Source organism: Actinomycetospora sp. (genome assembly GCF_036497585.1).
Classification (GTDB): Bacteria; Actinomycetota; Actinomycetes; order Mycobacteriales; family Pseudonocardiaceae; genus Actinomycetospora.
Map to the genome: position 1 here is coordinate 1 of NZ_DASXJD010000076.1, position 21,548 is coordinate 21,548.

22 protein-coding genes are annotated in these 21,548 nt (G+C 73.8%); 12 read left to right on the plus strand and 10 right to left on the minus strand.

Annotation, left to right across the window (positions count from 1 at the left end):
* Positions 1 to 597 (plus strand): class I adenylate-forming enzyme family protein (locus VGH76_RS06905; protein WP_331555886.1); only part of this gene is annotated, 597 nt, incomplete at its 5' end.
* 79 nt (positions 598 to 676) lie between these two features.
* Positions 677 to 1,528, plus strand: a complete 852-nt coding sequence (locus VGH76_RS06910) for a helix-turn-helix transcriptional regulator (RefSeq protein WP_331555887.1) — start codon at positions 677 to 679, stop codon at positions 1,526 to 1,528.
* Here the strand turns inward: VGH76_RS06910 and VGH76_RS06915 are convergent, their stop codons facing one another.
* From VGH76_RS06915 to VGH76_RS06930, 4 genes are all read right to left on the minus strand, one after another.
* A complete protein-coding gene (locus VGH76_RS06915) occupies positions 1,529 to 2,347 on the minus strand; it encodes an enoyl-CoA hydratase/isomerase family protein (protein ID WP_331555888.1) in 819 nt (272 codons plus the stop codon). It lies immediately after the preceding gene.
* Positions 2,348 to 2,395: 48 nt separating this feature from the next.
* Entirely contained in the window at positions 2,396 to 3,073 is a 678-nt protein-coding gene (locus VGH76_RS06920) for a winged helix-turn-helix transcriptional regulator (RefSeq protein ID WP_331555889.1), read from the minus strand.
* A 222-nt stretch (positions 3,074 to 3,295) separates the two neighbouring features.
* Positions 3,296 to 3,697 carry a VOC family protein gene (locus tag VGH76_RS06925; RefSeq protein ID WP_331555890.1) on the minus strand — a complete coding sequence of 134 codons (402 nt, stop codon included), beginning with the start codon at positions 3,695 to 3,697 and terminating at the stop codon, positions 3,296 to 3,298.
* A gap of 34 nt (positions 3,698 to 3,731) precedes the next feature.
* Positions 3,732 to 4,547 (minus strand): enoyl-CoA hydratase, encoded by an 816-nt coding sequence (locus VGH76_RS06930; protein WP_331555891.1) that lies wholly within the window; start codon positions 4,545 to 4,547, stop codon positions 3,732 to 3,734.
* A 212-nt stretch (positions 4,548 to 4,759) separates the two neighbouring features.
* On the opposite strand from VGH76_RS06930, the gene VGH76_RS06935 reads away from it, so the two are divergent.
* From VGH76_RS06935 to VGH76_RS06945, 3 genes are read left to right on the plus strand one after another with little or no spacing between them, the layout of a single operon-like run.
* Entirely contained in the window at positions 4,760 to 5,689 is a 930-nt protein-coding gene (locus tag VGH76_RS06935) for an acetaldehyde dehydrogenase (acetylating) (protein ID WP_331555892.1), read from the plus strand.
* On the plus strand, positions 5,686 to 6,720 hold the full coding sequence (gene dmpG, locus VGH76_RS06940) for a 4-hydroxy-2-oxovalerate aldolase (RefSeq protein WP_331555893.1): 1,035 nt from the start codon (positions 5,686 to 5,688) through the stop codon (positions 6,718 to 6,720). Before VGH76_RS06935 ends, dmpG begins: the two co-directional genes overlap by 4 nt.
* 53 nt (positions 6,721 to 6,773) lie before the next feature.
* Positions 6,774 to 7,190, plus strand: a complete 417-nt coding sequence (locus tag VGH76_RS06945; protein ID WP_331555894.1) for a tautomerase family protein — start codon at positions 6,774 to 6,776, stop codon at positions 7,188 to 7,190.
* Between the two features lie 6 nt (positions 7,191 to 7,196).
* Here VGH76_RS06945 and VGH76_RS06950 read toward each other — a convergent pair whose 3' ends face one another.
* Both VGH76_RS06950 and VGH76_RS06955 read right to left on the minus strand, forming a co-directional pair.
* Positions 7,197 to 7,970 carry an SDR family oxidoreductase gene (locus tag VGH76_RS06950; RefSeq protein WP_331555895.1) on the minus strand — a complete coding sequence of 258 codons (774 nt, stop codon included), beginning with the start codon at positions 7,968 to 7,970 and terminating at the stop codon, positions 7,197 to 7,199.
* A 59-nt stretch (positions 7,971 to 8,029) separates the two neighbouring features.
* Positions 8,030 to 8,905, minus strand: a complete 876-nt coding sequence (locus tag VGH76_RS06955) for a DUF1003 domain-containing protein (RefSeq protein ID WP_331555896.1) — start codon at positions 8,903 to 8,905, stop codon at positions 8,030 to 8,032.
* Positions 8,906 to 9,099: 194 nt separating this feature from the next.
* Here VGH76_RS06955 and VGH76_RS06960 point away from each other — a divergent pair, with 194 nt between their 5' ends.
* Both VGH76_RS06960 and VGH76_RS06965 read left to right on the plus strand, forming a co-directional pair.
* Positions 9,100 to 9,417: a metalloregulator ArsR/SmtB family transcription factor gene (locus VGH76_RS06960; RefSeq protein WP_331555897.1), complete on the plus strand. Its 318-nt coding sequence runs from the start codon at positions 9,100 to 9,102 to the stop codon at positions 9,415 to 9,417.
* Positions 9,414 to 9,938 carry an SRPBCC domain-containing protein gene (locus VGH76_RS06965; protein WP_331555898.1) on the plus strand — a complete coding sequence of 175 codons (525 nt, stop codon included), beginning with the start codon at positions 9,414 to 9,416 and terminating at the stop codon, positions 9,936 to 9,938. The genes VGH76_RS06960 and VGH76_RS06965 overlap by 4 nt, the downstream gene beginning before the upstream one ends.
* An 82-nt stretch (positions 9,939 to 10,020) precedes the next feature.
* Here the strand turns inward: VGH76_RS06965 and VGH76_RS06970 are convergent, their stop codons facing one another.
* Positions 10,021 to 10,785: an SDR family NAD(P)-dependent oxidoreductase gene (locus VGH76_RS06970; protein ID WP_331555899.1), complete on the minus strand. Its 765-nt coding sequence runs from the start codon at positions 10,783 to 10,785 to the stop codon at positions 10,021 to 10,023.
* On the minus strand, positions 10,782 to 11,075 hold the full coding sequence (locus VGH76_RS06975) for a hypothetical protein (RefSeq protein WP_331555900.1): 294 nt from the start codon (positions 11,073 to 11,075) through the stop codon (positions 10,782 to 10,784). Before VGH76_RS06975 ends, VGH76_RS06970 begins: the two co-directional genes overlap by 4 nt.
* Before the next feature lie 145 nt (positions 11,076 to 11,220).
* Here VGH76_RS06975 and VGH76_RS06980 point away from each other — a divergent pair, with 145 nt between their 5' ends.
* From VGH76_RS06980 to VGH76_RS06990, 3 genes are all read left to right on the plus strand, one after another.
* Positions 11,221 to 13,002, plus strand: a complete 1,782-nt coding sequence (locus VGH76_RS06980; protein WP_331555901.1) for a PEP-utilizing enzyme — start codon at positions 11,221 to 11,223, stop codon at positions 13,000 to 13,002.
* On the plus strand, positions 12,999 to 14,129 hold the full coding sequence (locus VGH76_RS06985; RefSeq protein WP_331555902.1) for a PEP/pyruvate-binding domain-containing protein: 1,131 nt from the start codon (positions 12,999 to 13,001) through the stop codon (positions 14,127 to 14,129). Before VGH76_RS06980 ends, VGH76_RS06985 begins: the two co-directional genes overlap by 4 nt.
* Before the next feature lie 163 nt (positions 14,130 to 14,292).
* Positions 14,293 to 15,495: a L,D-transpeptidase gene (locus VGH76_RS06990; protein ID WP_331555903.1), complete on the plus strand. Its 1,203-nt coding sequence runs from the start codon at positions 14,293 to 14,295 to the stop codon at positions 15,493 to 15,495.
* A gap of 87 nt (positions 15,496 to 15,582) precedes the next feature.
* On the opposite strand, the gene VGH76_RS06995 is transcribed toward VGH76_RS06990, so the two are convergent.
* Together VGH76_RS06995 and VGH76_RS07000 are read right to left on the minus strand one after the other, a co-directional pair.
* A complete protein-coding gene (locus tag VGH76_RS06995; RefSeq protein WP_331555904.1) occupies positions 15,583 to 17,202 on the minus strand; it encodes a hypothetical protein in 1,620 nt (539 codons plus the stop codon).
* A gap of 57 nt (positions 17,203 to 17,259) precedes the next feature.
* Positions 17,260 to 18,576 carry a hypothetical protein gene (locus VGH76_RS07000; protein ID WP_331555905.1) on the minus strand — a complete coding sequence of 439 codons (1,317 nt, stop codon included), beginning with the start codon at positions 18,574 to 18,576 and terminating at the stop codon, positions 17,260 to 17,262.
* 461 nt (positions 18,577 to 19,037) lie between these two features.
* On the opposite strand from VGH76_RS07000, the gene VGH76_RS07005 reads away from it, so the two are divergent.
* Positions 19,038 to 19,979 carry a cytochrome c oxidase assembly protein gene (locus VGH76_RS07005; RefSeq protein WP_331555907.1) on the plus strand — a complete coding sequence of 314 codons (942 nt, stop codon included), beginning with the start codon at positions 19,038 to 19,040 and terminating at the stop codon, positions 19,977 to 19,979.
* A gap of 193 nt (positions 19,980 to 20,172) precedes the next feature.
* On the plus strand, positions 20,173 to 21,519 hold the full coding sequence (locus VGH76_RS07010; RefSeq protein ID WP_331555906.1) for a Rieske 2Fe-2S domain-containing protein: 1,347 nt from the start codon (positions 20,173 to 20,175) through the stop codon (positions 21,517 to 21,519).
* The last annotated feature ends 29 nt before the right edge of the window (positions 21,520 to 21,548 follow it).

Genomic DNA, 21,548 nt, shown 5'->3' on the forward strand with positions numbered 1-21,548 from the left:
ACCGAGACCACGGCCGGCATCGCCTTCAACGCCGGCGCCGAGTACCTGGAGGCGCCGGACGCCGTCGGCCGGCCGGTGCCCAGCGCGGACGTGCGGGTCGTCGACCCCGACACCGGCGCCGACCTCGGCGAGGGGGTCGTCGGCGAGCTGTGGTTCCGCGGTCCCAACGTGGTGCGCGGGTACTGGAACGCCCCGGAGGCGACGGCGGCCGCATTCGTCGACGGGTGGTTCCGCACCGGGGATCTCGGGCGGGTCGACGACGGGGTGATCCGCGTGGTCGACCGGCTCAAGGACGTCGTCATCCGCGGCGGCGAGAACGTCTACTGCGCCGCGGTCGAGGCGGAGCTCCTCGAGGTCGAGGGGGTCCTCGACGCGGCGGTGGTCGGGGTGCCGCACCCGACGCTCGGCGAGGAGGTCGCGGCCGTCGTCGTGCACGCGCCCGGCGTCGTGCCCGACGAGGCCGCGCTGCGCGAGCGGGTGGCGGCCAGGATCGCGGTGTTCGCCGCGCCCACCCGGATCGCGATCACGACCGAGCCGCTCCCCCGCAACGCCGTCGGGAAGGTGCTCAAGCGCGACCTGCGGGACTCGCTCGCCTGACCGTCCGCGGCTGGTGCCCGGCGGAGACGGAGACTCGCGGTACCAGGCTCGCGGGCGCGTGGAGGGGCAGCCTGGGGTCATGACCCGAGGGGATTCGACGGAGCTGGCGGCGGCGCTGCGGCAGTGGCGCGAGCGGCTGACCCCCGCCGACGTCGGGCTGCCCGCCGGGCCGCGGCGGCGGACCCCGGGCCTGCGCCGCGAGGAGGTGGCGCGGCTCGCCGGGGTGTCGGTCGACTACGTCGTGCGCCTCGAGCAGGACCGCGGCCCGCACCCGTCGTCGTCGGTGCTCGGGGCGCTCGCCCGGGCCCTGCGGCTGTCCGCGGCCGAGACCGGCCACCTGTTCGACCTCGCCGGGGTCGCGGTCCCCGGGCCGGGGCGGGTGAACGACGTCGTGCGCCCGAGCGTGCTGCGCCTGCTGGACCGGATGCAGGACCTCCCCGCGATGCTCGTCGACGCCCGCACGGACCTCCTCGCCTGGAACGCGCTCGCCGACGCCTTGCTCGGGGACATCTCGGCCGTCCCGCGGGAGCGCCGCAACCTGCTCCGGATGCGGTTCGGCCCGGGCGGCGACGAGCACCACGGCCCGGTGGACGAGCACGGCGACCGCGGTCGCCTCGACCGCTCGTCGGTGGCCGGCGCGCGAGCCGCCCTCGCCCGCTACCCCGACGACGCCGCGCTGCGCGGCCTCGTCGACGAGCTACTGCGCTCGAGCGAGAGCTTCGCCGCGCTCTGGGCCGAGCGCCCCGTCGAGGACCGCCGCGTGGACCGCAAGGCCTACGACGTCGCCGGGATCGGTCGGATCACGCTCGACTGCGACGCGCTCGAGGTCCCCGACGACGACCAGACCCTCATCGTCTACTCCGCCGCCCCGGGCAGCCCGGACGCCGAGAAGCTGGACCTGCTGCGCGTGGTGGGGCTGCAGAAGGTCTGATCACCTGCCGTGGAAGGTGGGCTTCTGCTTGGACAGGAAGGCCTCGACGGCGTCGCGGTGGTCCTGGGTGGCGCCGAGGCGGACCTGGGCCTGGGCCTCGTGCTCGAGCACCGTGAGCAGCGGCGAGACGGTGCCGAGCGCGACCGCGCGCTTGATCTCGGCGTAGGCCAGCGTCGGGCCGGCGGCCAGGCGGCGGGCCAGCGCCAGGGCGGCCTCCTCGGTGGCGTCGGCGTCCGGGGCGATCTCGCGGACGATTCCCCAGTCGCGGGCCTGCTCGGCGGTGAAGGTGTCCCCCAGCATCAGCAGCTCGGTGGCGCGCGACGAGCCGACGCAGTGCGCCAGGGTCGCCGACAGCCCGGAGTCGCCGCCGAAGCCGATGCCCGAGAACGCCGTCGCGAACTTCGTCCCGGCCGTGGCCACCCGCAGGTCGCACGCGAGCACGAGCCCGAGGGCCGCGCCGACGGCGGTCCCGGCGATCGAGGCCACCACCGGCTTCGCCATCCCGATGAGCGAGGTGACGATGGGGTTGTAGTGCTCGGTCACCGTGGACAGCGCCGACTCGCTGCCGCCGGCCCGCAGGTCCTCGGCGTGCTCGCGCAGGTCCTGGCCCACGCAGAACGCCGGCCCGCTGGAGGCCAGGACGACCGCCCGGACCGAGTCGTCCTTCGCGACGTCGGCCAGGGCGTCGCGCAGCGCGACCTTGAGCTCCTTGGTCATGGCGTTGCGCGAGTCCGGCCGGTTGAGCCGCACGGTGGTGACGGCCTCGGCGTCGTCACGGGTGACGAGGACGGGCGGGTCGGTGGGGGCAGCGCTGCTCATGGGGTGATCGTGGCACGCCGCCCCGATGTCGGCCCGGGTCCCGCGGGCTCAGCCGGCCGCCGGCTGCGGGGCGTGCAGCGGCTCGGGCATCGGGAAGAGGTCCAGCAGCCGCTCGACCGCCGCCCGGTCCCCGGACAGCGTCAGCATGCCGTCCGAGATCGCGGAGTCGAGCGGGTGCCCGGTGTAGAGCACCGCCGCCCACGCCTCGGGCGCCGGGACGTTCACAGTCGCGTCGGCGCCCGGGAGCTCGCCGCGCTCCATGGTGAAGGCGCCGTCGCGGACGCGGGCGACGAAGGGCTGGTCGGCGAGGACGAACTGCACGACCTCGTCGACCCCCTCCGCCTTCTCCGACGAGAACATGGTGCGCATCGACAGGACCAGGGAGTCCACCCCGATGTGCTCGGCCTCCGGGAGCGAGCGGGCCGCCCAGCGCCCGAGCGTCTGCAGCACCGGCTCGAGCTCGCCGCCCCACTCGGTGAGCTCGTACACCGCGGACGCGGCGGGCGGCGGCAGCCGGCGGCGCCGCAGCACGCCGGCGTCCTCGAGCTCGCGCAGCCGCTGGGACAGCACGTTGGGGCTGGCGTGCGGGAGGCCGGTCCGCAGGTCGGTGAACCGCTTCGGGCCGAGCAGGAGCTCCCGGACCACCAGCAGCGCCCACCGCTCCCCGACCAGGTCGAGGGCGTGGGCCGCCGCGCAGCCGTCGAAGTAGTCGCGCCGAGGTGCCATGGGCGTGACGGTACCCTGTTCCGACCGACGAGTCACTTTCTAGGACCGTGAGTCGCCTCATCAGGACGGGGCTCGGGGTTTCGAGCGAAGGGCACCTTCGGTCGAGTAGATGGGTGAGGGGCGCCCTCGGCCGAAACGTCGGTGCGGCGGGCCGGATGAGCGAAGGGCACCTTCGGTCGATCTCGTCGACCGAAGGTGCCCTTCGTTCAGAACCGCCGCCGCTCAGGTGCCGGGCGCGATGAAGAACTCGAGCGCGATGCCGTCCGGGTCGCGGAACGAGATGCCCGAGCCGTAGTGCGCCTTCTTGATCCCGCCGTGCTGGACGCCCAGCTCGTCGAGCCGGCTCCCCCACTGCTCGAGCGACGCCGAGTCGGGCAGCGCGAAGCTGATGTGGTCCAGCCCGGTGCGCTGCGCGTCGAAGGCGTCCTTGGCCTCGCGACCCATGTGCGTGTGCAGGCCGAAGAGCATCCCGCCGTCGAGCGCGTAGACGGTGTGGTGGAACTCGCCGCCCTCCTCGTCCTCGTCGAGCACCGGATCGGTGCCGAACAGCCGGGAGTAGAACTCGGTCGAGCGCTGCAGGTCGGAGACGGTGATGGCGACGTGCTGCAGACCGGGGAAGGTCATCGGTCGGGCTCCTTTGCCGGACGGGGTGGGTGGTCTAGCGGTCCTGCCAGACCGGCGGGCGCTTGGCCAGGAAAGCGGACATCCCCTCCTGGGCGTCACAGGTCATCGCGTTGGTGGCCATGACCTCGCTCATCTCGGTGTAGGCGTCGTCCTCGGAGAGGTCGATCTGTCGGTAGAACGCCTCCTTGCCGATGCGCAGCGTCACGCTGCTGGCGTCGGCGACCTTCTCGGCGAGGGCCCGGACGGCGGCGTCGAGCTCGTCGGCGGGCACCGCGGCGTTGATCAGGCCCCACTCCGCGGCCGTCCCGGCGTCGATCGTCTGGCCGGTCAGCAGCATCTGCAACGCGCGCTTGCGCCCGATCGCCCGGCTCACCGCCACCATCGGCGTGGAGCAGAACAGGCCGATCTTGACGCCGGGCGTGCCGAAGACGGCGTGGTCGGCGGCGATCGCGAGGTCGCACGACGCGACGAGCTGGCACCCGGCGGCCACCGCCATGCCCTGGACGGCGGCGATCACCGGCTGCGGCACCTCGTGGACCGCGCGCATCATCTCGGTGCAGACCGCGAACACCTCGCGCTCCTCGGCGAGGGTGCGGTCGACCATCTCGGAGAGGTCGTGGCCCGCCGAGAACGCCGGGCCCTCCGCGGCGATCACGACGACTCGCGCGTCCTCGGTGGCCGACACCTCGCGCAGGCCCGCGGTGACCGCGCGCATCGTCGCCACCGAGAGCGGGTTGCGGCGGCGGGCAGCGGTCAGCACGACCCGGCCGACGACCCCGTCGACCTCCGTGCGCACCGTGTCCTGCGCCGCGTGCTCCGCGCCGGGCTGGGCCGTGACCGGGGTCGCCATGTCCTTGGTCTAGCAGGCATGGGCCCCCGACGACAGGGTCGGGCCGTCTCCGGGGATCACGGCGGCCCCGGAGGACGGGGCAGTCCCCTCCGGTGGCACGGGCGGGCCGGCGACGGGGTCAGGCGGCGGAGGACCCGCCGTCGAGCGCCCTTTTGCCCCCTCGCGAACGCGGCGGTTCCACGCTGTCGGTGACCCGTGTCACCGTCGCCGGCATGAGCGCTGCGCCCGGCACGATCCCCGCGGCCGTCGTCGGCCCCGGCAACATCGGCACCGACCTGCTGGCCAAGCTCGCCCGGACCTCGTCGATCGAGGTCACGGCGATGGTCGGCGTCGTCGAGTCCCCCGGTCTCGAACGGGCACGCGCCGCCGGGATCGCCGCGTCGGCCGAGGGCGTCGACTGGCTGCTCGCCCAGGATCCGCTGCCACGGATCGTCTTCGAGGCCACCTCCGCCCGGGCCCACGCCGCGAACGCGCCGCGCTACGAGGCCGCCGGCATCCGCGCGGTCGACCTCACGCCGGCGCACCTCGGGCCGATGGTGTGCCCGGCGGTCAACATGCCGGAGCACCTCGAGGCCCCGAACGTCAACATGATCACGTGTGGCGGGCAGGCCACCGTCCCCATCGTGGCCGCGGTCTCGCAGGTCGTCGACATGCCCTACGCCGAGATCGTCGCCTCCACGGCGTCGCGCTCGGCCGGCCCGGGGACCCGCGCCAACATCGACGAGTTCACCGTGACCACCGCGCGGGCCGTCGAGGAGGTCGGGGGCGCCGCGCGGGGTAAGGCGATCATCATCCTCAACCCCGTCGAACCGCCGATGATCATGCGGGACACGATCTTCTGCGCGATCCCCGGCGAACGCTGGGACGACGCGACGACGACGGCGGTGGCGGCGTCGGTGCACGCGATGGTCTCGCGGGTGCAGGAGTACGTACCCGGCTACACCCTGCGCGCCGATCCGCAGTTCGACCCGCCGCGTCCGGAGTGGGGCGGGAACGGCCGCGTGGCGACCTTCCTCGAGGTCCGCGGGGCCGGCGACTTCCTGCCGGAGTACGCCGGCAACCTCGACATCATGACCGCGGCGGCCGTTCGTGTCGGCGAGCTGATCGCGCACGAGCTGCAGGCGACGGGGGTGCCGGCATGAGCAGGCCGGAGATCAGGAACGACGTCCGCATCACCGACACCACGCTGCGCGACGGCTCCCACGCCCAGGCCCACCGGTTCACCGAGGAGCAGGTCCGCGACACCGTCCGGGCGCTCGACCGGGCCGGCGTCGAGGTCATCGAGGTGACCCACGGCGACGGGCTCGGCGGCTCCACCTTCAACTACGGGTTCTCCCACACCGACGAGCTCCGGCTGATCGCCGCCGCGCGCGAGGAGGCCCGCCACGCCCGGATCGCCGTTCTGCTCGTGCCCGGCATCGGCACCGCCGACGACCTCCGGCGGGCCCACGACGCCGGCGCCGAGGTGGTCCGCGTGGCCACCCACTGCACCGAGGCCGACGTCAGCCCGCAGCACTTCGGCGTGGCGCGCGAGCTGGGCATGGAGACCGTCGGGTTCCTCATGATGGCCCACCGCACGCCGCCGCAGGACCTCGCGAAGCAGGCCCGGATCATGGTCGACGCCGGGTGCCAGTGCCCCTACGTCACCGACTCGGCCGGGGCGCTGCTCATGCACCAGGCCCGCGCCCGGTTCGAGACGCTGGTGGCCGAGGTCGGCGACGAGGCCTGGGTCGGCTACCACGGCCACCAGAACCTCAGCTTCGGCGTCGCGAACTCGGTGATCGCCGCCGAGGTCGGGGTCAAGGAGATCGACGGGTCGCTGTGCGCGCTGGGGGCCGGGTCCGGCAACTCCCCCACCGAAGTGCTCGCCGCCGTGTTCGACCGCCTCGGGATCAGCACCGGGCTCGACGTCATGGCGCTGCTCGACGCCGCCGAGGACGTCGTGCGCCCCTACCTGCACCGCTGGCCGAAGATGGACCGCAACGCGATCGTGCAGGGCTGGGCCGGGGTCTACTCGAGCTTCCTGCTGCACGCCGAGCACGCGGCCGAGCGCTACAAGGTCCCGACCCACGAGATTCTCCGCCGCTGCGGCGAGCTGGGCCTCGTCGGCGGCCAGGAGGACATGATCATCGACGTGGCCCTGGAGCTGGCCCGGTCGCGGGAAGAGGGCTGAGCCCCGGCGTCGGGGACAGGCGGGGGGCGACGGGGAGGAGGTACGTTCAGCAGATGCCGGTCGTGGAGATCCACCTCGTGGAGGGCCAGCACCTGCCGGCCCCGATCGAGGAGCTCCTGCGCGAGGTCAGCGAACGCTACGCGGCCGTGCTCGAGTCGCCGATCGGTCGGGTCCGGGCCTTCGTGACGATGCACCCGCCCGAGCTGTGGGCCACCGGCGGCGTCACCGCCGCGGTGGACGGCGACCCGGCGCCCTACTTCGTCGCGGCGGTGCTCGAGGGCCGGGCGGTGGAGCAGCGCCAGCGCCTGCTCCGCGAGATCACCGACGCGCTGTGCGACGTGCTCGGGGTGACCCGCTCGCGGGTGCGCGGCCGGATCGCCCAGGTCCCGCCGGAGGACTGGGGCATCGGCGGGGTGCCGGCGTCGTCGCGGCGCCGCGAGGAGATCGTCGCCCGCTCCTCGATGCTCTGACCCCCGCTACAGGCTCGCCACCAGTCCGCCGTCGCAGCGCACCGCGGTCCCCGTCACGTAGGAGGCCACGTCGCTGCACAGGAACGCGGCGACGGCGCCGAACTCCGCCGCGCGCCCGTAGCGGCCCGCCGGGATGCCGGCGACGTTGCGGGCCTCGACGGCGTCGACGTCGGCGCCCTCCCGGTCGGCCTGATGCGCGTCGACCTGGGCGGTGCGCGCCGTGGCGATCCGCCCCGGGAGCAGTTCGTTCACCGTGACGCCGTCCGGGGCCACCTCGGTGGCGAGGGTCTTGAGGTAGCCCGCGAGCGCGGCGCGCCCGATGTTGGAGAGCGCGAGCCCGGGGATCGGGGCGACCACCCCCACCGAACCGACCCCGAGAATCCGGCCCCACCCGCGCTCCCGCATCCCGGGCAGGACGAGCGAGACGAGGCGCTGCTGGGCGTAGAGGAGCGGGACGAGGGCCTTCCCGATCGCGTCGGCGTCGATGCTCGCGGCGGTGCTCGGGGGCGGGCCGCCGCTGTTGAGCACCAGGACGTCGACCGGACCGAACGCCTCCGTGGCCCGGGCAACGAGGGTGTCGGGCCCCTCGGGGTCCGTGAGGTCGACCCCCACGCCCACCGCGTCGGGCAGTTCGGCCGCGATCGATCCGGCCCGCTCGGCCCGTCGGCCGCTCACGACGACGCGGGCACCCTCCGCCGCGAGCGCCCGGGCGGTGGCCTCGCCGAGACCCGAGGTGGAGGCGCAGACGATCGCGGTGCGTCCCGCGAGACCGAGGTCCATGCCGCGCATCCTGCCGCGCGCCAGACCGGGCGTGCGGGCCCGCGGGGCGCGGCCCGGCGTCAGCGGGAGCCCGAACCCACGTCCTGCGACCGGTCGACGTGCTCGCGGGGAGCCGGGGCGCCGCCGTCGAGGTGCCCGCCGACCTCCGCGTCCACCGCCCGGTCGACCACGGCGGTGAGCAGCTCGTCCTGCGCGAGCAGGTGCTGGCGCAGGTGGCGGCACTGCTGCAGGACGACGGCGGTGTGGTTGGCCGTCTCCACCACGCGCCGGTCGGAGACCTCGCCCAGCACATCCTGCCCGACCATGATCACGAACATGAAGACCAGCTGGGCCAGGCTCGAGCAGAACAGCAGGAACGGGAACGGATAGGGGTCGGGGATGACGCCGGCCAGCGCCAGCAGCATCCAGCCGACGACGATCACAGTGGTCACCACCACCGCGCCCTTGCTCCCCAGCCGCTGGACCAGCCAGGCCGCGATCCGTCGGTTGCGGGTGGCGGTGGCGGGTTCCACGGCCTGCGGCGGGCTGATCATGATCGGCGCGGTGTCGCAGGGATCGAGCTCGCGGTCGGAGGTCGCGCCCCGGTTGAGGAGACGGGCGCGGTCGTCGATCAGCGCCTGTAGCCGGTGGCACTCCCCGAGGATGGCCTGGGCGTCGTCGTAGGTCTGCTGGGCGCGCCGCTCCACCGACGCGGAGAGGGTGCGCTGCCCGACGAGGATCACGAAGATCAGCAGCAGCTGGACGACGTTCCCGACGAACAGCAGGACCGGGTAGGGGTACGGGTCGAACCCGAGCACCGACCGCGCCCCGAGCAGCATCCAGACCGCCGAGAGGGCCACCGTCAGGTAGACGGTGACCATCGAGCCCAGGCGGCGCGTCGCCCACGCCGCGATCCGGTCCCCGGTCGTCCTCGTCGCCGCAACCTCCGACACCACCGAACGTTCCCCCGCACCCACGCCGGCTCGCCGTACCACTGCGCGGACCCGGCCCACCCGCGCGGTGCTGTCTCGATCCAGAGACCCATCAGGACGGACGCGACCCAGGGTCGCAGGTTCCCCTGTTGGACCGAACGACACCCCACCCGTCACATGCCTCGACAGGTATATACCCGCACGGGCATACTCCGGGAGTGCCCGCCACCTGGAGCGTCCTCGCCGATCCCACCCGGCGGGCGATCCTCGACCTGCTGCGGGAACGCCCGCACGCCGTCGGCGAGGTGGTCACCCGTCTCGACCTCGCCCAGCCCACCGCGTCCAAGCACCTCGCCGTCCTGCGCCGGGCCGGCCTCGTGCGCGCCACCGCCGACGCCCAGCGCCGGGTCTACGCCCTCGATCCCCGCCCGCTGGGTGAGCTCGAGGCCTGGCTCGCCCCGTACCGCCGGCTCTGGGGTGACGCCCTCGACGCGCTCGGCGAGCACCTCGACCGCACCCCGGAGGAACCCCGATGACCACCGGCACGTACCTCGAGATCGACGGCAGGCCCGCCCTGCGCTTCGTCCGCGACTACCCGCACCCGCCGGAGCGGGTGTGGGAGGCCGTCACCGACCCGACCGAGCTGGCAGCCTGGTTCCCCGCGCGGGTCGCCTTCCCCGGCCGTGGCGCGCCGACCGCGGGCGGCGAGGTCCGGTACTCGTTCGACACGGACGGCGACGGTGGCACGGGCACCGTCGTCGTCCACGAGCCACCGCACCGGCTCACGCTCACCTGGGCGGTCGACGAGCTGCGGCTCGTCCTCGAGGGGCGTCACGACGGCGGGTGCCGCCTCACGTTCACCGCCCTGCTCGGCGAGCGCGACACCGCCGCCCGGACCGCCGCCGGCTGGGAGGTCTGTCTGGAGGCCCTCGACGCGGCCCTGGCGGGCAGCCCGGTCGGCGGACCCGGCAGCGGCCCGACGCCCGCGTGGCGGCGCCACTACGAGGACTACGTGAGCACCGGGGTGCCCTCCGGCGCGCCGGTCCCGGGGGCGTGAGGAGCGGCCGGCGGGTGGTTCGCCGCCCGCGGACTGGACGGCAGGTGCGCTCCGCGCACGTGCTCACGAGGCCGGAGGCCACCTAGAAGAGACCGCGGCGGGCGCCGACGTCGAGCGCGAGGGTGGATCCGGTCAGGGCGTCGGCCTCCGGGTCGAGCAGCGTCGCGACCGCCCACGCCACCTGCTCCGGCGTCACCAGGGCGCCCAGCGGGGACTCGGCCCGGCGCTCGGCGAGGATCTCCCCGACGTCCACGCCCCGCTCGTCGGCCCGGGCCTGCGACAGGCGCCGCAGCCGGTCGGTGTCCGCCGGACCGGGTGCGACGAGGTGGGCGGTGACGCCGTCGGGGCCGTGGTGGTCGGCGAGCTGGCGCACCAGGTTGGCCAGCGCGGCGTTGGTCACCCCGGCCGCGCAGGTGTGAGGGGAGGGCTCGGTGCCGTAGTGCCCGCCGAGCGCCACCAGCCGCGAGCCGGGACCGAGCCGGTGCGCCACCGCGCGGACCAGGCGCAGCATCCCCCCGACCTTGAGCGCCACGGCGGCTCCGAGCGCGGCCGGGTCGATGGTCGGCAGCGGTCCCGCCGCGGGCAGCCCCGCCGCCTGGACGACCATCCGCACCGGCCGTCCGACGGCGTCGACAGCGTCGCGGATCGCGTTCACGGCGTCGTCGTCCCCGATGTCGGCGGCGCACCCGACGAGGCCCGTCGCGGGCTCCGGGGGCTTCCGGGCGACGCCGACGACGACGAGGCCGGCGCCCGCCAGCCGGGCGGCGATCGCCGACCCGAGCGCCCCGGACGCCCCGACGACGACGGCCGCCGCCGCACCGTCGTCGTCGGGACCCGTCGCCCTCACGCCGCCGCCCGCAACGTCAGGGCCTCCCGGGCCGCGACGAACGCCGCGCCCGGATCGCGCAGGTCGCCCTCGATCGTCACCAGGCCCGCCGCCCGGGCGCCGGCCGCGTTGTCGGGGATGTCGTCGACGAACACCACCTCGTCCGGCGCGCACCCCGGGCCGAGCAGGCCGCGGACGTCGGTGAACGGCGCCAGGTCGGGGCGTCGAGCGCCCAGCTCGGCCATCTGCTCGTGGGCCGAGGTGAGCAGGACACCGCCGATGTCGAGCAGCAGCGCTCGGGGGGACCTCATCGGCCGAACGCTAGGCCCCCGCCGGACGACCCGGCACCGTTCCCGTTCTCCCGGACGCAACGTTCCGTCCCCGCGAACGTGTTGCTTGCGTCACTCCCCAGGGTTGGATCACGGTCTCCCCCATCTCATCGCCGAGGAGGGTCAGATGGCGAACGTCGTCCCGGTCGACGCCTACAGCACGGGTGAGTGGTACCCCGGATACAAGCCGGAGTTCTTCGACATGCCGTGGATCGTCGACCCCGCCGGCCCCTTCCGGCCCGGGGACGAGAACCAGTTCTGGTTCCTCGACTTCCACTGGTCGCGCGGCCTGACCCCGCTCGGCTCGACGCTGTGGAGCGGCGACGGCTACTGCTGGGGCACCCAGCACGCCGCCGAGTCCCTCCCCCTGCCGCCCGGGCGCGGCGTCACCGCCCGGTTCGCCGGGACCCACCTCTACGGCTCCGCGCTGCCCGAGACCGACCCGCGCGAGATCGAGGCCCGCGCCGGACGCATCGCGACCAACCTCCCGCACTTCCTCACGAACTACCGCACCATCTGGGAGTCCGGGCGCGACGAGCTCGAGAACACCTGGTCGTACTTCCGCGGCATCGACTTCACGCAGGCCCGCGGCGACGAACTGCCCAACCTCCTCGGCCAGGCCCGCCGCTACCACAAGCGCGCGATGGAGATCCACTTCGGCGTCATGTACCCGATGCTCGCGAACTTCCTGGGCTTCTACGGGGCCTGCGCGGACATGGGCATCAACCCCAACGAGATCGGCAAGTTCCTCCAGGGCGAGGACACCAAGATCATGGAGACCGACCGCAAGCTCTACGAGCTGGCGCTCACGGCCCGCGCGGCGGGGCTCGAGGGAGTCTTCGAGACCCACGAGGGCGGGCAGCTCCGCGACGCGCTCGCCCGCCACGGTGGCGCCGCCTCGGTCTGGCTCACCGAGTTCGACGACTTCCTGCAGATCTACGGCTACCGCGCGGAGGCCACCTGCGACGTCGGCGTGCCGAGCTGGATGGAGGACAACACGATCCCGCTCGACCTGGTCAAGACCTTCCTGCAGCGCCGGGACTCCCACGACTTCGAGCACGCCGCGCGCAACGCCATGGCCGAGCGGCAGGAGGCGATCGAGAACGCGCGGGCCGGACTCACCCGCGAGGAGCAGGCCGTCTTCGACGCCGGGCTCGCGTCCAACCAGGAGGCGAACTTCCCCTGGTGGCAGGACGACCACAACTACTACATCGACCTCAAGGTCATGCTCCCGCTGCGGTGGGGCTGCCAGGAGCTGGCGAACCGGGTGAAGGCCGACCGCCAGGACGACATGCTCTACCTGTTCTGGCCGGAACTGCGCGACGTCGCCACCGGCGACAAGCCCTACGACGGCGAGCTGCGCAGCCTCGTCGACGCCCGCCGCCAGTACTTCGACCACTGGCACGACCGCCGCAGCGAGATGCCCAAGGTCCTCGGGACCGTCCCCGAGGCCGTCGAGGACCCCATCCTCATCGAGATCTTCGGGCTGAACCCGCAGTCGATCAAGGCGGTGCAGAACCCGGAGGCGGCCGAGCAGACGACGATCTCCGGGGTCGCCGCCGCCAAGGGCACCGCGCGCGGGATCGCGCGCGTGCTGCAGTCCTCCGACGAGCTCCACCGCCTCGAGCCCGGCTCCATCCTGGTGTGCGAGTCGACGTCGCCGAACTGGACGCCGGCCTTCGGCAAGATCGCGGGCGCGGTCTGCGACGGCGGCGGGATGCTCTCCCACGCGGCGATCGTCGGCCGGGAGTACGGCGTGCCGACCGTCACCGCCACCGGCGTCGCGACGCTGTCCATCGGCGACGGCGACGAGATCGAGGTCGACGGCACCGCCGGGATCGTGACGGTGCTCGGTCGGGCGGCCGCCGCCCCGGCGGCGGTGGCGAGCGCCCCCGAGGTCCCCGCGTGACGGCGGCGACCGTGCAACCGCCGGAGCCCGCCCCGGAGCGGCACAGCTGCGAGGCGATCGCCTGGCTCGACGAGGTGCCGCCCGAGGAGGCGGTGGCGCGCGGCGGGGCGAAGATGGGCCGCCTCGCCGAACTGCTCGCCTCGGGGGTGCAGGTCCCCCAGGGGTTCGCGGTGACCGTGGACGCCTACCGGCGCCACTGCCGGGAGTCCGGGCTCGACCCGCGGATCGACGAGGTGCTCGCCGGGCTCGGCCCGGAGCCGACCGACGCCGAGGTCGAGACGGCGTCCGCGACGATCCGTGAGCTGTTCACGGGCACGCCGATCAGCGAGCACCTCACCGCGCGGCTCACCGAGGCCTACGAGGAGCTGTGCCTGCGCGCCGTCGACGTCAACGTGCCGGTCGCGGTGCGCTCGTCGGCCACTGGCGAGGACGCGGCCGACGCCTCGTTCGCCGGGATCTTCGACACCTACCTCGGCGTCTCGGGCATCGAGCGGGTCCTCGACTCGCTCCGCCGATGCTGGGGCTCGCTCTTCACCGCGCGGGCGCTGGCCTACCGGCTCCGGCGCGGCATCAGCCACCACGACATGCCGATCGCGGTCGGTGTCATCGAGCTCATCCACGCCCGCGCCTCCGGGGTGGCGTTCTCGGTGCACCCGGTCACCGGCAAGCGCGACCGCATCGTGCTCGAGACCAGCTGGGGCTGGGGCGAGGCGATCGTGCAGGGCCTGGTGGACCCCGACCACATCGAGGTCGGCAAGGCCGACGGCCGGGTGCTGCGCTACGACGTGGCGCACAAGAAGGTGGTGAGCGCGTTCGACTTCGCGGTCGGCGCCGTCACCGAGATCGAGATGCCCGCGAAGCTCGCCGACCGGCGGGTGCTCGACGACGAGCAGATCGGCGCGATCGCGGCCGCGGTCACGGCCATCGAGGAGCACTACGGGCACCCGGTCGACGTCGAGTGGGTGATCGGGCGGCACCGTCGCGCGGGCGACCCGGTGTGCATCGTCCAGACCCGCCCCGTGACGACGGCGGAGCCGGAACCGGCGATGTCGACGGCGCCGGCCTACGACCCCGTCGCGCTCGCCCAGAAGTACCTGTTCTCGGGGAAGCCGATCCCGGGGCGGTAGGGCCCGGCGAGGTCACGAATCGTCCCGGAACCGGTGCGCCGCGCCACGTCCACGTCACGGGCGGGGCACCATGGTGGAACCGGCAGGGACGCGACGCGTCCGACGGTGAGGGCCCCGGGACCCGGGGCCGCCAATGGTGTCGACGCGTGTGGGGTGTGGGTCGATGGGGCTCGGGCGGCTTCTGCTCGGGGTGATGGTGGCGTTCGCGGTGGCACTCGCGGCGGTCACCGTGTGGGGCAACATCGAACGGGCGACGGCCGGACCGGGGTCCTCCCGGGCCGGATCGGAGGCGCAGGCCGAGGCGCCACCGGTGCCCGCGCCGCGGATCACCACCACGCCCGCCGCAGGGGCCACGGGGGTCGGCCCGGCCCAGCCGGCCAGCGTCCACGTCGCCGACGGGCGGCTCACGGACATCGCCCTCGTCGGGCCCGACGGCGTGGCCGTCCCCGGCCGCGCCCTCCCCGACGGGTGGACCAGCACCGCGACGCTCGCCTTCGCCGCGACCTACACGTGGAAGGGCGTCGTCCTCGACGGCAACGGCGCGGCCCAGCCACTGACCGGCTCGTTCACCACGGTGACGCCGCAGAACGAGATCGGCGCGAACCTCAACATCGGCGACGGGGCCACCGTCGGGATCGCGGCGCCGATCATCGTGCAGTTCGACGGCACTGTGGCCGACAAGGCGGCCGCGCAGCGCGCCCTCTCGGTGCAGACGTCGGTGCCGACCCCGGGCTCGTGGGCCTGGCTGCCCGACACCGAGCAGGGCTCCCGCGCGCACTGGCGCCCGCAGAGCTACTGGAAGCCCGGCACGCAGGTCAGCGTGGCCGCGAACCTGCAGGGCGTCGACGTCGGCGGCGGGACATGGGGCACGAAGAACGTGAGCTCGCACTTCACGATCGGCCGAGCGCAGATCGTCAAGGCCGACGTGAACTCCTTCCACATGCTCGTGGTCGACGGGACCGGCAAGACGCTCCTGGACGTGCCGGCCAGCTACGGCCTGGGCGCGGACCCGAACCGCAACACGACCAACGGCGTCCACGTCGTCATGAGCAAGCAGCAGACGGTGCTCATGTCCAACCCGGCGTACGGCTACAACAACGTGCCGGAGCACTGGGCGGTCCGGATCTCCAACAACGGCGAGTTCATCCACGCGAACCCGCTCTCGGAGGGGGCCCAGGGCAACGAGAACGTGACCCACGGCTGCGTCAACCTCTCGACCCAGGACGCCGAGAACTACTTCAACACCGCGCTCTTCGGCGATCCCGTGGAGGTCACGGGCAGCCCGGTGCCGATGCCGCGAACCGACATCTACGACTGGTCGCTGACCTGGCCGGAGTGGCAGTCGATGTCGGCACTGCCGGTCTGAGGTCCGCGTTCCGGCGAGGGGCGCCCGCGGCCGATCTATTCGACCGAAGCTACCCCTTCGCTCGGAAGCTTCCCGCGCAGAACGGGGTCAGGGCGACCTGACCGCGGCGAGGCGGCGGCCGCCGTGGGCGTCGACCGCGGGGTACTGCCCGGTCGACAACGCTTGACGGAGCTCGTGCAGCTCGGCGAGGCCGGACTCCAGCTCGGCGAGCCGTCCCGCGGCGGCGCCGTCGTCGGAAGCCGCGGTCCGCACGGCTTCGGCCGCCTGCCGGAGGCGCTCGTCGTTGACGACGGTGAAGTGGTCGCGCAACGTCCGCTGGACCGCGCGCAGACATGTGCGCTGGTCGTCGCCGACCCGGAAGTTCGCGGCGTCGAGCAGCTTGGCCGCCGCCACCCGGCCCTCGGCCCGCCGTCGCTCGAGGGTGTTCTTGCGGTCCTCGAAGAAGGTGAAGACGCCCAGGAGCAGTCCGGCGCCCACGGAGTAGACGCTGATCAGCTGCTGCCCGGCGAGGCTGGTGAGGACGCCGACCATGAGGATGCCGCCGTAGGAGCCCCGCACGCTGTTGACGATGCGGGAGAGCAGGCTGCCGCCGCCGTCGGGTGGCGGCATCGCGGGGAGACGGCGCAACGCGTCGTGGGGGTCCGCCACCCGGATCCGCGGCAGCGCCACCCCGCCCGGCGAACCGTCCGGGGTGCCCGTCATCTCGGCGGCCACCGTCGTCGCCAGGCGGGTGGCCCGGTCGCGCAGCACCTCGTAGTCGGCGGCGACCGCCGCCCGGACCTGGTCACGCACGGTCTTGTCGAAGCCCGGCCAGTCCCCGAACGGATCGCCCTTCGCGACCTGCTCGTCGGCGGACTCCAGCACCTCGCGCAACCGCTCCCGGAGATCGAAGTCGACCTGGGCGCCCATCTCGGTCACGCCGTCGGCCAGCGCGATCTGCCAGGCCGTGGAGAGCCGCTGGCGGCGGTCGAGCTCGGCGGCGGCCGCCTCCTGGCGTCGTCCCGGTGAGGCGGTCTCCCCCTGCAGCTGGGTCAGCTCCGCCGACCACGACGGCAGGAGCGCCTCGACGACCTGTCGGATCTCGACCAGCACGGCGTCGCGGAACCGGGTGTCGACGGCGCTGTCGACGTGGTCGCGGAGGTACTCGACCAGCTGGGGCACGCCCGACGCGACCAACGACCCGTCGTCGTTGCGCAGCCAGGCGTTGTCGCACATCACCGTCGACACCGGCAGCAGCGGGATCGCCGGGGTGTCGAGTCCGGCGCCCTGGAGCCGCTGCCGGTCGAGCGCCTGCACGCCGGCGAGATCCGGGCAGGCCTCGTAGTTCGTCAGGACCGCCGCGACCTGCGAGCACTGCGCCCGCAGCCGCGCGAGCGCGTCCAGCTCGACCCGCCCGTACTCCCGCCGGGCGTCGGACACGTAGAGGACGACGTCCACGGAGCTGGACGGCACCGTCCGGCCGATCCCCGACGAGCCGAGGGCGTCCACGAAGGACGCCCCCGGCAACATCCGGGAGGACACCCGGGACAGCGATCGGGTCAGCGCGCTGCCCGAGCCGGCGCCGGCGCTCACGGCGATGCAGAGGGGTCGACTGGCCAGCCAGGAGCGGACCGTCCCGAGCCGCTCCACCAGGTCGGGCCGACCGGCCGCACCGGCCAGCCGGTCGGCCCGTTCCAGCAGACGGGAGAGATCAGCGCTGCCGCTCACCGTGGAACGGATCATCACGGACAGGGCGGATCCCTCCCGTTGCGGGTGCCTGGGCGGTCAGTGCCCCGGCGGCGTGGTGTGGTCGGTGGCGTGGTGCGCCGGGTCGGGCGTGGTCGGTGCGACGTGCGCCGCCGGGTCCTGCGGGGTGAGCCCGCTCGTCAGACCCGCGTGACCGTCCGACGGCGCGGTGCCCGCCGCACCGGTCGTGCCGGGCACGCCGGTGTGCGTCGGAGCCGTGGTGTGGGTCGTCGGGATCTGTCCGCCAGTCGCACCAGCACCCGGCGTGGCGCCGGTGCCCGGCGTCGCCCCCGTGCCCGAGGTTGCCCCCGCGCCCGGCGTCGGGTCCGCGCCCGGCGTCCCCGTGTGGGCCCCGGGCGCCGTGGACGTCCCGGAGGTCGTCGTGCCCGCCCCGGGTGCGGTGCCCGAGGTGCCCGTGCCCGACTGGCCGCCGAGGTCGGCGTGCGGGGCGGCCGGCGTGGTGCCGTGGCCGGCCGACGCGCCGGCGCCCTGGGAGGCGACCTGCTGGTAGTCGGGGGTGTTCACGGCCGCGGCCTGGGTGATGTTGTGCCCGAGCGGCTGCGAGGCGACCGGCCCCGGCGACTTCGGGTCGAACGGGGTGGCACCCCCCGGAGCGGCGGCCCCGCCACCGGCCGCGCCGGCCTGGGCGACCGGACCGCGCTCGGCCGCCGGCGCTCCCTGCCCCGCCCCGAAGGAGCCTCCGCCGAACGCCGCGGCGGGCGCGACCCCGGGCGCCAGGGGGCCGCCGGACGGCTGACCGAAGGACTGGCCGTGCTCGCCATGCTCGGGACGCCCCGGCTCGTGGTGACCGGGCTGGTGCTGGCCGGGCTGGTGCTGGCCGGGGCGACCGTGGTGCTCGCCGCCCCGGTGCTCCGGGAGCGGGCGCTGCGGTCCGTGGGGCTCGGGGTGTCCGTGCTCGTCGCGGTGCTCCCAGGGCCGGTCGTGGCCGCGTCCCTCGTGGTGGCCGTCGCGGTGCTCGTCGCGGTGCTCCCAGCCCGCGCGATGCTCGTCGCGGTGCTCCCACGGACGCTCGTGGTCACGACCCTCGTGGTGACCGGGGTGGTGCTCCCAGCCGCGCCAGTCGTGGTCGCTGCGGTAGTGCTCGTGCACCCAGTGCCGGAAGGCGTCGTGGTCCCAGTGGCGCGGCTCGTGCCAGCCCTGCGGCGGGTGCCAGCCGTGCGGTGGGTGCCAGCCCCGCGGCACGACCCAGCCGGTCCCATGCACCCAGATCGGACCGTGGTAGTCCGGACCCGGGACGTGGCCGTGCTGCGGCGGCGCCGGGAACGGAGGGTGCGACGGAGCAGGGTGCTCGCGCACGTCGGTGGCGGACCGGAGCCGGCCGGGATCGTCGGTCAAAGCGTGGCCTCCTGACAGCGGGCGTGCGTCGCCGGAACGGCGACACTCGACACGGCGACGACATCCAAGAATGCGGACCCTAGACCGGGGACGAAAACGTTCCTGCACCGCCCCGAGGTCACGGTGATCTGGTCGTGATCCCGCTCGAAGTCGTTACCGCGCACATCTCCCTCACACCATTTCCACAGGGAGGTCGTGGCTCTGTGCTGCTGGATCGTCGCGGATCGCCTGCTTGCGGCACGATCAGGACAAGACGGACGTCCTCCTCTCGAGAGCTTTCCAGAATCGTCCGGCCACGGATCGCCGGAAGCGTGGAGAGCCATTCTCCGTGGCCGGGAAGTCGACGCCGAGAATTCGACGCCGAGAATTCGACGCGCTTGCACACGGTGGCCGGTGTGGCGACCGGCGCAGCCCGGTGGCGAGCCGCCCGGGCGGGAGGAGAGCACCATGGACCGGTGGACATGCCAGTGGGACCGACGCCGGGTCCGGCGTGGGCGGCCGTGCTCACCACCTGGGAGCCCGCCTGGGGGGTGGACGCCGTCCTCGTCGTGCTGGGCGCGCTCTACCTGACCGCCGCGGTCCGGCACGGCTCCTGGCCCAGGCGCCGGACGGCGTCGTTCCTCGCCGCGCTCGCGGCCGCCGTCCTCACCTGGAACTCCGGGATCGCGGTGTTCGGGCACGGCGCGTTCGCGGTCCACATGGTCATGCACCTGATGCTGATCATGGTGGTGCCGGCGTTCTGGGTGGCCGCGCACCCGCTCGAGCTGCTCCGCGGCGAGCTGCGGGGCGCCCCGGCGCGCGCCTTCGACGCCGTCATCGGGGGGCGTGTCGCGCGCGCGGTCACGTTCCCCGCCACCGTGCTCGTCGTCTACGCCGCGGTCATCGTCCTGACCCACCTCACCGGGTTCATGGAGGCGATGGCGGGCTCGATGGCGCTGCACCGCACCGAGCAGGTGCTCTACCTCGCCGCCGGGCTGTTGTTCTTCCACACCGCGATCGGCGTCGACGTCCTGCCCCGGCGGCCCGCCTACTTCGCGCGGTTCGTGCTCATGCTCATCGCGATGGGGGTGGACACGCTCGTCGGGGTCGTGCTCATGCTGGCGCCGGCGTCGATGTTCCCCGCCTACGACCTCGAGGGGGTCCACCTCGGCGGCGGGATCATGTGGGTCGGCGGGGACGCGCTGATGATGGTGATCATGGTGCTGCTCGGCCGGATGTGGGTCGCGGACCCCAGCGGGCGCGTGGACTTCGGGCCGTGGCTGGAGTCGGCGCGGCGCTCGGCGTTCTCCGAGCAGACCGGGGACGACGGGGCCGCGCGCGACGACGGGGACCTGGACGAGGACGACGACGCCCTCGCCGCCTACAACCGGATGCTGGCCCGGCTGCACCGCGAGCACGGGTAGGGGCGGCACTCGGCCCGCGCTCCCCGGCATGGCAGCAACGGCACGATCCTGGCGTCCGACGCCAGGACGGCGCCGCTCACCCACGGCCGGCCCCCGTCCTCCGACCTGTCCCGCGCTCCGGCACAGCGCGCTTTCTCCCCCACCGTCGGCCGCCCTAGCGTGATCCGCACCACCACGACCTGGGGAGGCAGCCGTGCTGACCGCCGAGCAGAACGATGAGCTCACCGCCGTCGAGCCCGGGACCCGCATGGGCGAGGTCCTCCGCCGCTACTGGTACCCCGTGGCGTTCACCCGCGAGATGGCCGAGTTCCCCGTCAAGCGGGTGGAACTGCTCGGGGAGTTCTTCGCGCTCTGGCGCTCCCCGTCGGGCCGCTACGGGATCATCCCGGAGCCGTGCCCGCACCGGAAGGCATCGATGGCCTACGGCGTCGTCGAGGGCGACGGGCTGCGCTGCGCGTACCACGGATGGAAGTTCGACACCGACGGCGCGTGCACCGACCAGCCCGCCGAGAAGGACAACACGAACTTCCAGAGCCGGGTCCGGGCGACCGCCGGGAAGGTCGAGGAGCTCGGCGGCCTCGTGTGGGCCTACCTGGGCCCGGACCCCGCGCCGCTGCTCCCCCGGTTCGACGTCTACGTGATGGACGGCTACCGCGACATCGGCTGGGCCGACATCCCCTGCAACTACGTGCAGGTCATGGAGAACGCCGTCGACCCGCACCACGTCGAGCACCTGCACGGCCGCTACTTCGAGTTCATCGGCAACCACGAGGGCTTCACCGCGCCGGCGTCGTTCGGCAAGCAGCACCAGCGCATCGGCTTCGACGCCTTCGAGTGGGGCATCATCAAGCGCCGCATCCTGGCCGGCGCCTCGGAGGACAACGACGACTGGAAGGTCGGGCACCCGCTCGTCTTCCCCTACAACATGCGCGTAGGCGGCGGCGGCGTCCACCAGATGCAGATCCGCGTGCCGATCAACCGCACGACGACGCGGTTCATGCTCTACACCGTGCACGCCCCGGAGGGCTACGAACCCCTCGAGCAGCCGGCGATCCCGGACTACGAGATCCCGGTGTTCGACGAGCAGGGCCGCCACGTCGTCAACTACGTCGAGGGCCAGGACATCATGGCCTGGTGCACGCAGGGTCCGATCACGGACCGCACCACCGAGCACCTCGGCCGCTCCGACATCGGCGTCTCGATGCTGCGCAAGATGTTCAAGCAGCAGATGGCGTCGGTGGAGAACGGCGACGACCCGCTCGGGGTGATCCGCGAGCCGCACGAGCGCATCGACCTGCCGTGCGAGAAGGACAAGTTCCACGCGGGCGGCGCGCAGTTCGCCCTGGACTTCTGCGACATGGGCTCCACCCGGTACTCGCCGATGCTCGACACCATCCGCAAGGTGCACCTCTCCGCCGCCGAGCAGGTCGGCAAGGACAAGGCCGCCGGACGGGCGTCGATCACGCCGGAGGGCGGGATCGGGGACGCGACCCTCGCGCCGGGTACCGACGCCCAGGTCGACTCGGGACAGATCGGGTGAGCTCGCCACCGGACCGGCGGTTCGCCGCC

Bases quoted from the DNA above. Each gene is read 5' to 3' on its own strand.
- VGH76_RS06910 (WP_331555887.1), top strand. From the start codon at position 677: ATGACCCGAGGGGATTCGACGGAGCTGGCGGCGGCGCTGCGGCAGTGG.
- VGH76_RS06915 (WP_331555888.1), bottom strand. From the start codon at position 2,347: ATGAGCAGCGCTGCCCCCACCGACCCGCCCGTCCTCGTCACCCGTGAC.
- VGH76_RS06920 (WP_331555889.1), bottom strand. From the start codon at position 3,073: ATGGCACCTCGGCGCGACTACTTCGACGGCTGCGCGGCGGCCCACGCC.
- VGH76_RS06925 (WP_331555890.1), bottom strand. From the start codon at position 3,697: ATGACCTTCCCCGGTCTGCAGCACGTCGCCATCACCGTCTCCGACCTG.
- VGH76_RS06930 (WP_331555891.1), bottom strand. From the start codon at position 4,547: ATGGCGACCCCGGTCACGGCCCAGCCCGGCGCGGAGCACGCGGCGCAG.
- VGH76_RS06935 (WP_331555892.1), top strand. From the start codon at position 4,760: ATGAGCGCTGCGCCCGGCACGATCCCCGCGGCCGTCGTCGGCCCCGGC.
- dmpG (WP_331555893.1), top strand. From the start codon at position 5,686: ATGAGCAGGCCGGAGATCAGGAACGACGTCCGCATCACCGACACCACG.
- VGH76_RS06945 (WP_331555894.1), top strand. From the start codon at position 6,774: ATGCCGGTCGTGGAGATCCACCTCGTGGAGGGCCAGCACCTGCCGGCC.
- VGH76_RS06950 (WP_331555895.1), bottom strand. From the start codon at position 7,970: ATGGACCTCGGTCTCGCGGGACGCACCGCGATCGTCTGCGCCTCCACC.
- VGH76_RS06965 (WP_331555898.1), top strand. From the start codon at position 9,414: ATGACCACCGGCACGTACCTCGAGATCGACGGCAGGCCCGCCCTGCGC.
- VGH76_RS06975 (WP_331555900.1), bottom strand. From the start codon at position 11,075: ATGAGGTCCCCCCGAGCGCTGCTGCTCGACATCGGCGGTGTCCTGCTC.
- VGH76_RS06980 (WP_331555901.1), top strand. From the start codon at position 11,221: ATGGCGAACGTCGTCCCGGTCGACGCCTACAGCACGGGTGAGTGGTAC.
- VGH76_RS06990 (WP_331555903.1), top strand. From the start codon at position 14,293: ATGGGGCTCGGGCGGCTTCTGCTCGGGGTGATGGTGGCGTTCGCGGTG.
- VGH76_RS07005 (WP_331555907.1), top strand. From the start codon at position 19,038: ATGCCAGTGGGACCGACGCCGGGTCCGGCGTGGGCGGCCGTGCTCACC.